General features: G+C 74.1%; 8 protein-coding genes. All 8 read right to left on the bottom strand.

The genetic code is table 11. The features are described from left to right. Nucleotides 1–104 precede the first annotated feature (104 nt). Genes ABDW61_RS22270 through vgrG form a run of 8 tightly spaced genes read right to left on the bottom strand, consistent with a single transcriptional unit; the run spans nucleotide 105 to nucleotide 14,134 of the window. A complete protein-coding gene (locus ABDW61_RS22270; protein WP_343641857.1) occupies nucleotides 105–1,514 on the bottom strand; it encodes an AAA family ATPase in 1,410 nt (469 codons plus the stop codon). Then, a complete protein-coding gene (locus ABDW61_RS22275; RefSeq protein WP_343641859.1) occupies nucleotides 1,498–4,071 on the bottom strand; it encodes a contractile injection system tape measure protein in 2,574 nt (857 codons plus the stop codon). The genes ABDW61_RS22270 and ABDW61_RS22275 overlap by 17 nt, the downstream gene beginning before the upstream one ends. Beyond that, nucleotides 4,068–6,803: a hypothetical protein gene (locus ABDW61_RS22280; protein WP_343641861.1), complete on the bottom strand. Its 2,736-nt coding sequence runs from the start codon at nucleotides 6,801–6,803 to the stop codon at nucleotides 4,068–4,070. The genes ABDW61_RS22275 and ABDW61_RS22280 overlap by 4 nt, the downstream gene beginning before the upstream one ends. Beyond that, complete coding sequence (locus tag ABDW61_RS22285; RefSeq protein WP_343641863.1) at nucleotides 6,800–7,669, bottom strand: hypothetical protein; 870 nt, start codon at nucleotides 7,667–7,669, stop codon at nucleotides 6,800–6,802. The genes ABDW61_RS22280 and ABDW61_RS22285 overlap by 4 nt, the downstream gene beginning before the upstream one ends. Beyond that, a complete protein-coding gene (locus ABDW61_RS22290; RefSeq protein WP_343641865.1) occupies nucleotides 7,666–11,604 on the bottom strand; it encodes a hypothetical protein in 3,939 nt (1,312 codons plus the stop codon). Before ABDW61_RS22290 ends, ABDW61_RS22285 begins: the two co-directional genes overlap by 4 nt. A gap of 13 nt (nucleotides 11,605–11,617) precedes the next feature. Next, on the bottom strand, nucleotides 11,618–12,025 hold the full coding sequence (locus tag ABDW61_RS22295; protein WP_343641867.1) for a GPW/gp25 family protein: 408 nt from the start codon (nucleotides 12,023–12,025) through the stop codon (nucleotides 11,618–11,620). Nucleotide 12,026: 1 nt separating this feature from the next. Then, on the bottom strand, nucleotides 12,027–12,326 hold the full coding sequence (locus ABDW61_RS22300) for a PAAR domain-containing protein (RefSeq protein ID WP_343641869.1): 300 nt from the start codon (nucleotides 12,324–12,326) through the stop codon (nucleotides 12,027–12,029). A gap of 11 nt (nucleotides 12,327–12,337) precedes the next feature. Further along, a complete protein-coding gene (gene vgrG / locus ABDW61_RS22305) occupies nucleotides 12,338–14,134 on the bottom strand; it encodes a type VI secretion system tip protein VgrG (protein WP_343641871.1) in 1,797 nt (598 codons plus the stop codon). Nucleotides 14,135–14,137 lie beyond the last annotated feature (3 nt).

Genomic DNA, 14,137 nt, shown 5'->3' on the forward strand with positions numbered 1-14,137 from the left:
CCCGCCGATCGCCCAGGCGCGCGCGCGTCCTCGTCCGCGTCCTCGTCCGTGTCCTCGTCCGTGTGCCCCTGTCGCGCCGGCCCGTCCTCCGTGCTCGTGCCTGATCACAGCGTCCTCCCTTCCTTGCGCAGCTCGCGCGCGATGCCGGCGCGCAGCTCCGACGGCGAAATCCGATCGCCGCCGCGCCGCCGGCTCGCCAGCGCGGCATGGCGGATCACGTTGGCGATCGCGCCGCCGGACAGCTCGTAACGCTGCGCCACGCCCTCCAGATCGACGTCCTCGCCCCAATGGCGGGCCGGCAGCATGCCTTGCCACAAGCGCAGCCGCTGGGCGGCGTCGGGCAGCGGGAAATACACCATCGACTGGAAGCGCCGCGAGAACGCCTCGTCCAGGTTGCCGCGCAGGTTGCTCGCCAGGATGACGACGCCGGGGAAGTCCTCGACGCGCTGCAGCAGGTAGGCGATCTCCTGATTGGCGTGGTGATCGTTGGCGTTCTGCGCCGCGCCGCGTTTGCCGAACAGCGCGTCCGCTTCGTCGAAGAACAGCACCCAGCGCCGGTTCTGCGCCTGGTCGAAGACGCGCGCCAGGTTCTTCTCGGTCTCGCCGATGTACTTGGAGACCACCATCGACAGGTCGATTCGATAGACGTCCGCGCCGGCCGACTGCCCGATCAAGGTCGCGGTCAGCGTCTTGCCCGTGCCCGGCGGGCCATGGAACAGCGCGCGATAGCCCGGCTTCAGCGCGCGAGCGAGCTGCCAGTCGCGCATCAGCGTGGCGCCCTCGTCCATCCAGGCGCGGATCTGGCCCACCTCGTCCATCACCTCCGGCGCCAGCACCAGGTCGTCCCAGCCCAGCGCGCTGGTGATGCGCCGGGCCGGGAACTGCAGGCTCTGATCGGGCTTGTCGGCATCGCCGGAGCACAGGCGCTGCAGCGCCTCGCCGCTGATCAGCAGCAGGCCCGACAGGCGCGGCTCGCCCGGCGGCGCGCTGTCCAGCCGCAGGTAGCCGGCGTCCGTCACCGGATGCGGGCCGTCGAGCCAGGCCATCAGCGCGAAGCGCGCCGGCAGCTCATCGCCAGCGACCAGGAAGGCCGCCGTCTCGCCGGTCGGGAGGAAGCCGCCATGCGCCTGGGCGCGGATGCCGCCGAACTCGGTGAAGCCGCGATCCAGGTTCTGGTTGCGCATGAACAGCAGGTCCAGCGCGGCCGGCCGCAGATGCGGCGCCAGCGCGAGCGCAAGCACCAGGCGCTGCGGCGCCGTCAGCGCGAAGGCCTGGACCCAGCGGCCGAGTTCGCTGCCCTCGGGCAGCGCGGGCGGCGGATCGAGTTCGGCCAGGAAGGCCTGCGCGTCCTCGACAAGCTCATGGGCGGGCAGGGCGGCATCGCCGTCATCGTCCGCGCGGGCCGGGCCCCCCTGCCGGAAATGCCGCGCCAGGCGCCGGTCCAGCGCGTGGGACAGCCAGTCCAGCTCGGCTCGCAGCGCCCGCGCGTGCGGCGTGTCAGCGCCATTCCACATGCAGCGCTCCTTGCATCCAGGGGAGACGGATCGTGTGGAAGCTCCATGGCAAGCGGTCCAGCAGCACGTCGAAGCCGCGTGTCTGCACGCGCAGCCGCCAGCGCGCCGGCTCGCCGCCGCGCGGCCGTTCCTCCCACAGCCGGCCCTGCCGCTGCAGAAAGCTTTCGCGCAGGCCCGCGACCGAGGTGCGGCCCACCGCCGTCCAGTGCGCGATCACGGCGCTCAGCAGCTGTTCCAGCAGCGTCAGGCGCTCCTGGCCGAGGGGCTCGGGCACCGGCAGCACCTCGTGCGAGGACACGCCGCACAGCAGGCGCGACAGCGCGGTGCAGGACTCGTCCGGGGGCGAGGTGTCGGGGCCATGACACAGCGCCTGCAGGCATTGCACGCCGGTGGCTCGCGCAACGTCGTCGACGAAGCGGCCGCCGTCGATCAGGCGCAGGTGCTTGAAGAGCCGCTCCGCGTAGGCGGCGAGCAGCACCTGGCCCGCGTCCTCGACCCAGACCGGCTGGCGTTCGGCGGCGCGCGCCGGCGTGGACCTCGGCGTGGATTCAGGCCCGACGGCCGTCGCCATGGGCGCGGGTGGCGGTTCGTCCTGGTAATGCCGGCGCAGCGAGGCCGCGTCCGGGCTCAGACCCCGGATGAAGAGGTGATGGCAGAGCCGCCGCCAGTGCTCGGCCAGCGCGGCGGCGGGCTCGTGCACCACTGCGCGCAACCAGCCCGCGAGCCGCCCGGCGCGCTGCCGCAGCGGCGCCGCGAGCGCGCCGAACTGCGCCTTCAGCAGGCGCCAGCGGCGCTCTTCGGTGAACAGGCGCAGCCAGCGCTCGCAGCCCAGCGGCGTCTCCAGCAGGCGCGCCAGACGCAGCCGCTGCGGCCAGTGCCAGCGGCCCTCGCGGCAGTCGCGCTCGAGGTGGAGCAGGGCGCGGCCGGTCGCGTCGGTGGCCGCGCCGGCGGCGAGATCCATGTCGGCTTCCGCGCCGCGGCGGCGGGGCGGTGGAGGGTCCTCGACGCGCTTTGCCGCCGGCTCGGCCGGCTTCGGCGGCGCGTGCGGCTCGCCGCCGGGCGCGGGGTCGAACTCGCCGCGCTCCCAGTCGAGCCACGCGCGTCGCCACAGCGACAGCCAGCCCCCATGCTGGTCCGGCAAGTGGTGGCCCTCCACCAGGTGGCGCAGGCTGGCCTGCATCAGCAGCGCCTGCAGCCGGCCGAGGCCGGGACGCCGGCTCGCCGGCGCCTCGGCCTGCAGGCGCAAGGCGGTCTGACGCAGCGAGTCCGCCCAGTGCAGGCGCGCCGACCCGCTCAATCCGGGCGCCGGCCGCGAGCTCATCGCCGCCAGCACGAGCGCCATCCCGGCGGGCGCCAACGCCAATGACCAGGCGCGGCGCTCGCGCCGCTGCAGCGCCCAGCTCCGCAAGCGCCGTCTGAGCTGCACCGGATGCGACGCGGCGAGCTGCGTCAGCAGATGCCGCAGCCGCTCCTCCTGTCCCGGACGCCGCTGGCGCAGCAGCGCCTGCAAGTGGAGCAGCGCCTGTTCCCAGGTGCGTCCGGGTGAAGGCGTGACGTCGCTGACCGCGTCGCGGTCGGTCGATGCCTGCGCGCCGCTGCCTGCGAGCAACGCGGCGATGCCGCCGGATCGTGGCGCGTGCATGGCATCGTCGGCCGCGCCGGCTGCAGGGGCTGCACGGGCTGCATCGGCTGGCTCCGCCCCCGCCAGTCCGCCGAGCGCCTCGCGCCATGCGCCGCCGAGCGCGCCGGCGATCAGCGCTCGCCAAGCGGCCAGCAGCGCGCGCCTTCCGCGTCCGCCGAGCTCGCCCCCGCGCGCCTCCCACAGCTGCGCCAGCGCCGCCGCGCGCAAGGCCTGCTGCAGGCGGGCGCGCTGGTACGCGCTCAAGCGCCCGCGTCCCTGCAAGGGCAGCAGCACCTCGTCGTCCACGCGCGTCAGCGTCGCGGCGAGCCGAGGGTCGCGCTGCGCGATCAGCGCCTGCAGCCCGTCATGCGGACTGATCGCCGACAAGCGCGCGAGCAGCCGGTCCCGCGCCGGCTCCTGCTGCAAGGCGCGCCACAGCGCCGCGCCATGGCGGACCGCCAGGCCCGCGAGCCAACCCGACAGCGCTTGCCGGCCGTGCAGGTTCAGGCCCCAGGGCAACTGACCGTGGCGCAGATAGTGAAGGAACTGCTCGATCTCATGCCGGTCCGCGCCCTCGCGCCGGATCGCGAGCGCGGGATGGACATCGCCGTCCGCCGCCAGGCCGCCGCCTGCGGCGCCGGCCGGTGCGCTGCGCGCCGCGCGAGCGAGCTCGCCCCGCAGTGACGCGGTGAGACGCTCCTTCCATTGCGCCTCGCTCTGGTGCCGGTCCAGCGCGCCCAGGTCCAGCGTGAGCCGGGGGAGGATCCAGACCTCGCCGGGTGGGCAGGCGTCCTCGAAGCAGGCCTCGATGGCCGCGAGGCCGTCGCGGCGCAGGAAGCTCATCAGGCGCCGATGCAGCTCCTGCCCGCCGCTGGCCGAGCGCGCGCTGCGGTGACCGAGTTCCACGCGCAGCGTCTCGATGCGATGCGTGCTCATGGACGGTCTCCGGCGGCGGGGGCGCCCGCGCGTGTCGACGGACGCCTGGCCGCATGGCGATGCCGCTGACGCAGAGGCCAGCCGTCCAGCCACCGGCTCAAGGCTTCCGACGCGCGGTCGAGCGCGGCGAGCGCGGCCGGCTCGGGATCCCCTTTGAGCAGCGCCAGCTCATGGCGCTGGCGCTGCTGCAGCCACTCGCGCCACAGCGGCTCGAAGGCCAGCATGTCCGGCGCGTCCAGCCACAGCAGCTCGCAATGCAGATGGATAGGCGCCTCGCGCTCGACGGCCTGGGCGGCAAGCATGCGAAAGCGCGCATCGGCGCCGCGCGCGGTCCAGCCGCTGAGGACGATGCTCACGCGCTGGTCGGCATCGGTGACGGCGGGCAGATCGGACCCTTCGGGCAGCGGCTGCACGAGCGGCCGCAGCAGCAGATGCTCGACGACGTGCAGGCCTTCGCCGTCCGCCTGAAGCAGGCAGGCCGCAGCATGCAGCTCGCGTGCGACGTCCAGCGCCTCGGCCGCTTCAACGCCGTCGGCGATCACCCAATCGCGTTCGGTGTCGTCGGTGGCCAGCCGCAGCGATCGCGCCGGCGCGTCATGACGGAAGCGCGAGGGATCGACCGCTGCGCGCAGCACCCGCAGCGGGAAGCGCGCCAGCCCGTGGCGCTGCGTCCAGGCGATCAGCCGCTCCGCGAGCCGCGTCCAGTCCACGTCCCCCGCCGGCAGCCGGGCCACGCGGGGATCGAGCAGGGCCTGCGCGGACTCGGTGCGAGGCGTGCGGGTGAGACCGGGCCGCACGGCCTCGGTGTCCACGGCGTTCGCCGCGCCAGCGCGCCGGATCGTGCCTTCGCGCCGACGCGATCGCGGGCCGTCGCGGCCGAGTTCAAGCCCAGCCCGAGCCAGGCGCGCGAGCACGCGCGTCAGCGGCCGGCTCTCGGTTTTCGCCAGCCCCAGCAGCAGGCCCAGGCGCTCCTGCAGCGGCGGCGTGTTGCCCGCGTTGCCCAGTAGCGGCTGGCTGTAGTCCGGGCCCGCGCCGCGATCGCGGCCGAGGCGGATCACGCGGCGCATGAACTGCCGCTTGAGCGCCAGCAGATGCAGGGGCCAGGCTTGCGGCGTGAAGTAGCAGGGCAGCCCGTCCAGCACCGAGACATCGAGCGCCTCGCCATGCAGCGCCAGCTGGAAGTCGAGGAAGCGATGGCGCCGGTCCAGACGTTCGGCGTCCAGCGCCGGATCGTCCTGGGCTTGGCGCCGGTCGCACAGATAGAGCGCCTCGACGCCAGGCAACTGGGCGCCGCCCGGCCATTCATGCCAATAGCTGCGCGGATCGGAATCGTCGAGGGCGAACAGGCGCGGCAGTTGCTCGCGCTGCTGCTGGACCTGGTTGAGTCCGAGCTCCAGCAGCGCGGCGTAGCCGGTCCATTGCGCATGCAAGCCCGGCTGCGCGGCGTCGCGCAGGCGCAGGGCCTCGTGATAGAGCGGCGGCAGCGCGGCGGTGGCGGCCAGATGGTCATCTCGCCGCGCGGGAAGGGGCGGCGGCGGGCCGGGCGGCCGGGGCTGGCATTCGCTCGATCCGAGCGTGCCCCAGGGGCCCGCCTCGCCGGGGCCGCCGGCGGCGCCCGCGCCGCTGCGGCGGGCCGCCATGTCGCGCGCGTGATCGACGCGGCGTTGCAGCGCCAGCTGGGCCAACAGCGCCTCTTCGGGCAGCTGCACGCGCAGGCCGTCGCGCCGCACGGCCCAGCCGCGCAGGTCGTCCGGCGTCGCGGGCCAGCGCAGGCGCAGCGCCCAGTCCCGGCCACGCCGGGCGACGCTGCCCGGCGGCGCGGTCGCGTCCTCCGGCCGGTCGTCGCCGGGATCGAGCCCGCGCAGGCGCAGGCCGTCGACGCTCGCCACGCCGGGCACCTCCTGCAGCAGCCGCGCCAGGTCGCTCGCATAGAGGAAATCGTCGTCCTCGGCAAGCCAGTAGCGCTCGGCGCGTGTCGCGGGCCGGCCCATCGGACCGGCGGGAAGGTCGGGATCGTCCGCCAGCGGCGCGGGCGCCTCAGGATCGTCCTGTCCATCCACCGGCGTCTGCAACTGCCGCGACACGCCGGCGTCGCAGCGCCGCAGCACCTCAGCAAGCAGGTCGCCCGGCTCGCGCTCGCCGGTGATGCTCAGCTGGATCTCCAGCCGGACCCAGCGCGGCCGCAGCAGCCGCGGCGCCTCGGCCAGATCCTCGCCGAGCGCCCGCGCCGCGCGGAAGGCCCGCAGCGCGCGCTCGCGCAGCAGACGGTCCGCGTCGGGCTGCTCGGTGCTGGCCTGCAGCGTCAGCCGCCACAGGCCGAGCGGCCGGCCGCGCCAGTCGCGCAACGCGTTCATCGCCAGTTGCCGCGAGCCCGGCAGCGCCCGCAGCAGCCACAGCCGCCAGTCGGCTTCGCTGACCGGCCGGCAGGGCAGCAGCGCCTCGCGATCGTGCAGGCCCAGACGCTCCCAGGCCGTCAGCTCCTCATGCTCGCCGAGCCCGAGCAGCGCCGGCACCGGCTGCCGCGCGGCGAAGACGTCCTCGGTGAGCGCGAAACACAGCGCCTCCAGCAGGCTGACGCCGGGGTCGTGCAGGTTGTAGTCGGTCCAGAGCTCGCCGCTGGCGGCCTGGGCGCGTTCGATGGCGATCGCCCGCAGCGCGTCGAAGCCGAGCGGATCGGGCGCCGTGTGCCGCGCGATCGTGCGCGGCGCCGTGGAGGTCAGCGGCGCGTTCATCGGTCGAGGGCCCGGAAGGGATCGGCGGCCGCCTCGGAGCTCCCCTCCGACTGGTGCATCTCCGGCCAGAACCAGAGCTGCGTGAGCTGCACGCGCAGCGGGACGTCGTCGCCAAAGCGGCAGCCGCTGCGGATCTGCAAGCGGTAGCTGGCGTCGCGGCCCTGGCTGCCGAGCCAGCGCAGTTCGATGCGGTCGCAACGCCGTCCCCACCAGGCCTGCGTCTGGCGGATGCCGCGGCGGCTGCCCCGGCTGGGGAACCAGCTCGGCGTCGGGTTGTAGGTGCTCAGCGCGATCGCGTGCACCAGTCCGAAATGGCCGCTGTGCCTCAGCCCCGCGCCGGCCATCACCTCGAAGCCCTGGCAGCCCCGCAGCGGCGGCGTCAGGTCGTGCCACTGGCCGTCGGCCTTGAGCTCGTCGCGCAGCTTCTGCGGAATCGGCAGATGGCCCAGGCGTCCCTCGGCGGCCGCGACGCCGCGCACGTCCAGCCGCGCGCAGGGTTCCTCGGTGCCCAGGCCGACGCGTTGCCGCGCGTCCAGCGTCATCGCCGGCGGAGGGGGCGCGTCGGGCGAGGCGGCCCCCGTGCCACCGGCTCCGCTCCCGGCCAGCGTATGGAACTGCAACTGGTTGTTGACCTGCCCCAACCGCACTTGCCACAGCGGATCGTCGGGCTGCTGGTCGCGGTAGAAGCTGATCAGCGCGTCGTGTCCGATCGGGGCGTAGAGCTGCTCGCCATGCTCGACGGTCTTGCGGAAGCCCTCGTCGTTCATGTTGAGCATGGAATCGATGAGCGCCTCGAAATGCCGCTGCGACGGCATCTGCCCGTCGCGGAAGTAGTTCTTCAGGGTCTCGCGATTGACGGTCTTCATGCGGCGGCCCGTCCGATGATGAAGCTGCCGCCGACGCTCAACTGCGCCAGGCCGCTGACGGCCGGCTGCTCGCCCGGGTCGCCGGTGAGTTCGAGCAGGTGGCCGCGCGTGGGCAGTGCCAGGCTCCAGGGCGCGCGCGGGTGCAGCGCCCGGTCGCCGCGCGCGGAATCGCCCAGGCGGAACATCCCGCTGTCGTCGCGGGTGACGTGCAGCAGCGAGGCGCCGCCCACCGCCTCGACGCCGGGCTGCGCGCGCAGGAAGGCCTCGATCTCCTCGGCGCGCACGCGCCAGTCGAAGCGCGCGGTCAGGCCGCCCGGGCGCCAGGGCGAGAAGAAGTCGCGCAAGGCCTGGTTGAGCTCGCGCAGGCGCCGGCCGGCGGGCTCGCCGGGACTCAGGCGCAGCGCGCAGCGGACCTGGATGCGGTCGTAGGTGGCGTTGCGCACCAGCAGGCGATGGCCGGGCGCGATGCGCGGCAGCAGGAAGCGGCGTACGCGCAGCAGCGTGGCGGCGTCCAGCCGCGGCCCCTCGGTGCCGTCGATCTCGTGGCCAGGAGGCAGCGCGGGCACCACGACGACGACGACGCGGTCCTCGGCGGGAGGACGCGGACCCGCCCCCTGGGCGTGCGCGGCCGACAGCGGCAGGCACTTGACCTTGAACACCTGCGGGAAGGCCTCCAGCACCAGACGCTCGACGTCGCCCGGCGTCACGGCGCGGTCGCGGTGGCGCATCCGCTCGGCCACGCGCTGCTTCCAGGCCGGCCGGTCCTCCGCCATGCGCTGCGGCAGCGAGGGCCAGGGCTGATGGAGACCCGCCAGGCCGGGCACCGGCGTCTGCGCCGCGCGGATGCTCAGCGGCGGCAGCACCTCGTCGCGCGGCGGCCCCTCCAGCCGCACTGCCACGCCGTTGACCCACACGCCGCGCGCGGCGGCCAGCAGGTCGAGCTGGCCGTCGCCCAGCAGCCTCAGCCAGAACAGGCCCGGCGGCAGCGAGGGGCAGTCGTCGCTCAGGCCATCGGGCAGGTCCAGCATCACCAGCCCGCTGCGCAGCAGGCCATCCGTGGCATCGAGCAGCAGGCGATGCGGCTCCAGCGCGCGCCAGTCGCCGCCGCACCAGGCTTCCCAGCGCAGCGCGGGCGACGGCCGGCCGAGCGCCTCGAGCGCCGATTCGGCGCGCAGCAGGAACAGCAGGCTCAGCGTGCCCGAGGGCGCCTGGCCCGAGAGACCGATCAGCAACTGGCCCTCGGCCGGCTCGGCCGGCAGCACGGTGAGCGGATGCCGCCGCGGCAGCGAGCGCAGCGGCTGAACACCGAAGGGCGCGAGATGGAAGAGGCGGCTCCGCGCCGGATCGGCCGCCGCGCCGGGCATGTCCGCGCCGAGCGGCCGCGCCGTGATGCGCTCCTGCGCGGCATAGTCGATGCGCAGGAACTCCAGCACCGGCGTGTAGGGCGGCAGCGGCAGCGGGAGCGGCTCCTTGCGGCGGCTGTTCTGCGTCAGCCGCTCGCCCAGCACGCGCGGATAGAGCGCATGACCGAAGGCCTCGGCAGGGCCATCGAGCTTCAGGCGGAAGAAGCCCTGCCGGCTGCGCAGCGAGTAGTCGGCGCTGGCGGCCTCAGGCTGCGGCGCATGCAGGCTCAGCCAGGCGGGCGAGGACAGGTCCAGCGCCTGGTCGGCCGGCGGCTGGCCGCCGCCCGCGGCGGGGAACAGCGCCAGCGGCGGCTGCCCGGCGTCCTGCCAGCGGCCATCGCGCAGCAATTCGGCGCGCACGCGGAAGACCTCGGGCGACCACGGATCGTCCGGATAGCCGGCGTACTGCTCGGCGAAGGCGATCGCCGGCAGTCCCGCGAAGCGCATCCGCGCGCGCAGACGCGTCAGCGGCTTGCGCATCAGCTCGACATGGCCGAATTGCAGGTAGGCGCTGGTATCGGGCAGGGGGCCGAAGGGCATGAAGGGCTTGCTGGGATCAAGCTGTCCGAGCTGGTTGTAGAGCTGCACCGAGCGCAGCCCCTGCACCTCGACCTGCACGCGCACCGCCGCCAGCGTCAGTTGCTGCAGCAGGCTCGCGGGGAACAGCCGGCTGCGGCCCTCGAGCACCAGCTGCAGCACCGGCTGCTCCGGCCAGCCGGGGCCGTGGACGCCGGGCCTGGCGACGCTGGTGGCAGGGAGGTCGGCGCCGAGTTGCAGCCTCAGCTGCAGGCCTCGCGGTCCGTCGGCGGGCCAGGCCACCAGCGCCGCGCCCAGCTCCAGCCAGCCGGTGTCGCTGCTCACGCGGGCGCGCCAGGCGTCGTGGAAGACGCGGTTGAAGATCAGCGAGCGCTCCAGCGGCTGGTCGCTGCAGAGCATCGCCAGCGGGTCGTCGACGTCCACCGGCGGGGCGCCCAGACCGCCGCGCTCGAGGACGCGGCGCGCATGCCGTCGCAGCAGCGCGAGCGCGTGTGCATCGAGGACCTCGGCGCTCGCGCACAGCCACACGGCCAGCAGACGGCCCAGGCGCTGTGGCAGCGCGGCGGGGTCGGCGCTGGCGAGGCAGCGCGCCCAGAGATAGGCGAGCCAGGGCTGGCGCGCCATCGGCGGGCAGAGGCGGCGCACGCGCATCAGCAGACGGTCCGCGCTTTCGCGGGGGCCCGGCTCCACCTGTGCCGAGGCCTCGTGGAACGCGGTCTCGAAACGCGCGACCTCGGCGAAACGCGCCTCGTCGCCGCCGGCCGGCAGCGCCGGTCCGGCGATCTCCAGGTTCAACTGGATGCGCCGGGTCCCCTCGCGCAGCAGCAGGAGCGGCGACGCGATCGCCAGACCGATCCGGGCCGGATGAGCGCCCGGCCCGCCACCCAGCGGCGACCAGACCGGGGCGCGCGGCTCGGCCGCGGCCTCCGGGGTGGGGGGATCGATGCTGGCGGCCACGATGGCGCTGGCGCAGCCGTACTCGCGCTGCGGCGAGATCAGCGGATCGCGCAGCTGGCGCAGCGTCAGCAGGCGCGCCACGCGCGACGGCTGCAGCGCGGGCGCCTGCTCCAGGACGAAGCTGCGGCCGCCGCGCGGCAGCGCGGCCACGAAGCGCTGCGACGGATCCAGCGGCACGGGCTCGGCGAGCAGCGGCGCGGCGTCCAGCACCAGCCACACGCGCTGCGCGCAGGCCGGCAGCCGCGGCAGCGCGAGCCGCTCGGCGTAGTAGTGATCGATCAGCCGCTCGTTGAAGGCGTTCAGCGGCTCGCGGCTGTGCTGCAGCAACTGGGTCCAGGCGAGCAGCAGTCCGGCGGCCGGATCGTGGCGGCCGCTGGCCAGCGCGGGCTCGACGCGGATCGCGGCGGCCTCGCGCAGGCGCTGCAGCACGCGGCACAGCGCGAGCCACAGCAACCGGGTGTCGGCGAGGGCCGCGGCCGCGCGTGCCGCATCGGCAGGAGCCGCAGGAGCGTCCGAGACCTCCCGGACGTCCGGCGCGGCAAGCGGGTCGGCTGGCCGGTCGACATGCCAGTCTGGATGCCAGTCGCGCGGATCGGCGATCAGCGGACGCAGGCGCGGGCCGAGCTGGGTGCGCAGCACCTCGCGCAGCCACGCCGCCAGCGGGTGGAACAGCGTGTCGTCCTGCGGCTGCGCGTCGGCGGCGTCCCGCAGCGCCGCGTACCAGCGGTCCAGCCGCTGCGCCAGGCCCAGACACGCGGTGCGCAGCGTGTCGTCGAGCCAGGGCCCGTCGCCGCGCAGCCGCTGCTGCCACTGCGCCACCGGCAGCGTCGCCAGTTCCGCCAGCAGCACGGCGCCGTCGCTGGCCAGGGCGTCGCCCCAGCGGCCGGCGGGCCGTCCCTGCGCGTCGACGAAGCGCAACTGGCGCGCCATCGCCAGCGTGCGCGCGAGCCGCGCGGCCACGTCCTGCTCATCGGGCCGCGCGTAGCCCGGCGTCAGCGCCGGCGGCAGCCGTTGGTCCTGTTGAGCGCCTGGATGCATCGCGTCCTCGCGGTCAGCCGGAGATCACCGGATGGGTGGCCTGATCCAGATACAGCGGATAGACCATGTTGTGCCGCGTGTTGGTCGTGCGCACGCGGTACTCGAGCTGCAGCAGCAGCGTGCCCAGATCGTCCGGGGAGACGCGGATGTCCAGCCGCTCCAGCGCGATGCGCGGCTCGAAGTACAGGACGGCCTTCTCCAGCATCACGCGCAGCTCGGTCAGCGTCTGGTCGGTGATCTCCTCGAAGACCATCTGATGCAGCAGCGTGCCGTAGGCATGCTGCATCACGCGCTCGCCGCGCCGCGTCCTGAACAGGATGCGCAGGCTCTCCTCGATGTCCTCGATGCCCGCCACCATGACCGCGCGGCGGTCGGCGTCGAATCGGGGCGGAAAGCTCCAGCCGCGGCCCAGGAAGTTCATGTCAGCCTCCGATGAGGACGGTGAACAGGCCCAGCGCGATCTTGCCGCCATGCGCCGTGGTGTCGCCCATGCGCGCCGCTGGCTTGCCGCCGATCATCACGGTGGCCGAGCCCTGCACGATGCTGTCGGGCGGACCGACGCAGACGGCGCTGTCCCCCACCACCGCCGCCGGCAGCTTGCCCACCAGCACGGTCGGCACGCAGGGGCCGATCACGGGTCCGCCGACATGCGGGATCGGCGGCAGGCCGGGCGTCTGCATCGGGCAGGTGTGCAGGTCGCTGATGCGGGCGGCGGGCGGCATGGCGGCGCTCCTCAATTGATCATGACCATGCCGCCCTTGACGGTGGTCTGCCCGGCCGCGGACAGCTCCGCCGTCGCCGAGCCCTTGCCGGTGAAGCCGATCCTGGCCTCGGCCTTGATGTTGGCGCCGCTGGCGTCGATGTCGGCCTCGCAGCTCAGCGTCATGCCGGTCTTGGCCTTGAGCGTCATGGCCGTGCCGGCCGTCAGCGTGATAGCCTTGGGGCTGTCCAGCGCGATGCCGTCCGGCGCCAGCTCGACGCTGTTGCCGTTCTGGTCCTCGAGCCGGATGCGCTTGTTCTTGTCGTCCAGCACCACGGTGTTCTTCGCCGGCGTGACGATGGTGATCACCTTGTCCTGCTCGTTGAACTCGATGCGGTGCAGGCAGCGGGTGACGATGGCCTTGATGTCGTTCTTCGCATCCGGCGTGTAGGGCATCGCGCGGCTGCTGCTGTAGAGCGACCCCAGCACCACCGGGTAGGACGGGTCGTCGTTGAGGAAACCCACCAGCACCTCGTCGCCGATCTCGGGCACGAAGAAGTGGCCGAAGCCCGACGACGCGTGCCCCTGCGCCAGGCGCGCCCAGATGCCGGGCGTCTGGACCTGCAGCGCGGGCAGCCTGACCTGGATGCGCAGCTCGCCGAGCGGATCCTCGTCCAGCTTCATCACCACGCCGGCATGCAGGCCGCCGATGCCGGGCAGCAGGCCGCCGTTCAGCGGTGCGACGAGGTCGCGGCGCTCGACGTGCCAGTCGGCCGGGCGTCCGAACTCGGCGTGGGTGAGCCAGTTGCCGTCTGCCAGCTCGTGGCGCACGGCGCTGAGGTAGACGCGGCCACCGAAGCGCGGCCCGACGCCCGAGAGCTGCATCACCGCGCCCGGCACCGCCCGCGCGCTGCCCTGGAAGGCCAGCCGCCCGCGCCGGCGCGCCAGCGTGGCACGCATCTGCGCCGCGGCGGCCCAGGCGTCGAGCGCGTCCTTGGCCAGCGGCGCGCAGCTCTGCAGCGACAGCGGATCGACCGCGCCGACCGCGGCCAGGTCCGAGCCGGGGAGGTCGCCGGGCTCGGGCGGATCGACCGGGGTCTTGGACTCGCCCTGCATCAGGTCCTGCTGCGAGGGGTCCCAGCTGGCCGCCTGCACCGAGGCCCACTGCGTGCGGGCGTCGATGTCGACGTTGAACTCCATCAGGTCCCGTCCCCAGGTCACGCCGAGCACCGGCTCGCCATCGAAGGCGGGCGGCTCGACGACCAGGCCGCCGCCCGCCATGTGCAGCACCAGGCCCATCGCATCGGCGCGCGCGACCACGAAGTCCCAGTCGCTGCAGTAGTGCTGGGCCAGCTCGGGATGCCGGACCGAGGTCGAGGTGACCTGGTGCGACAGGCCATGGCGGCCGAGCAGCGACTCGATGATCGCGCTGTCGGTCTGGTCGACGTAGTGGGCGCTGCGACGGCCCAGCGTGGCGCGGTAGGCGGTGTGGCGGCAGTCGATCTCGACGCGGCTGAAGTTGTTGCCGCCCACCTTGAAACTCAGGCGCACGACCTCGCCGCGGAAGATCTCGACCTCGTCGTCGCCATAGCCGGCCCGGATGGTGATCGGGGTGCCCGGACGGAACAGCGGACCGCCGCCGATCGGCACCTCGCGGGCGGGCATGTCGCCGTCGGCGATCACGATCAGCGCCGAGGAGATCAGGTTGAGTTCATGGCGCACGGTCACCGACACCAGCGGCAGGCCGGGCTTGGCCGTGCCATTGCACGAGACCGTCACGCGCAGCGGGCCGGCGTCGGACTGGGCGGGACTGGGCAGGTCGGCGGGCATCGT

Origin of the sequence: Roseateles sp. (genome assembly GCF_039595595.1) — a bacterium.
In the GTDB taxonomy this organism is placed as follows: domain Bacteria; phylum Pseudomonadota; class Gammaproteobacteria; order Burkholderiales; family Burkholderiaceae_C; genus Roseateles.

Coding starts and splice junctions, on each gene's coding strand:
- ABDW61_RS22270 (WP_343641857.1), bottom strand. CDS start 1,514: ATGTGGAATGGCGCTGACACGCCGCACGCGCGGGCGCTGCGAGCCGAG.
- ABDW61_RS22275 (WP_343641859.1), bottom strand. CDS start 4,071: ATGAGCACGCATCGCATCGAGACGCTGCGCGTGGAACTCGGTCACCGC.
- ABDW61_RS22280 (WP_343641861.1), bottom strand. CDS start 6,803: ATGAACGCGCCGCTGACCTCCACGGCGCCGCGCACGATCGCGCGGCAC.
- ABDW61_RS22285 (WP_343641863.1), bottom strand. CDS start 7,669: ATGAAGACCGTCAATCGCGAGACCCTGAAGAACTACTTCCGCGACGGG.
- ABDW61_RS22290 (WP_343641865.1), bottom strand. CDS start 11,604: ATGCATCCAGGCGCTCAACAGGACCAACGGCTGCCGCCGGCGCTGACG.
- ABDW61_RS22295 (WP_343641867.1), bottom strand. CDS start 12,025: ATGAACTTCCTGGGCCGCGGCTGGAGCTTTCCGCCCCGATTCGACGCC.
- ABDW61_RS22300 (WP_343641869.1), bottom strand. CDS start 12,326: ATGCCGCCCGCCGCCCGCATCAGCGACCTGCACACCTGCCCGATGCAG.
- vgrG (WP_343641871.1), bottom strand. CDS start 14,134: ATGCCCGCCGACCTGCCCAGTCCCGCCCAGTCCGACGCCGGCCCGCTG.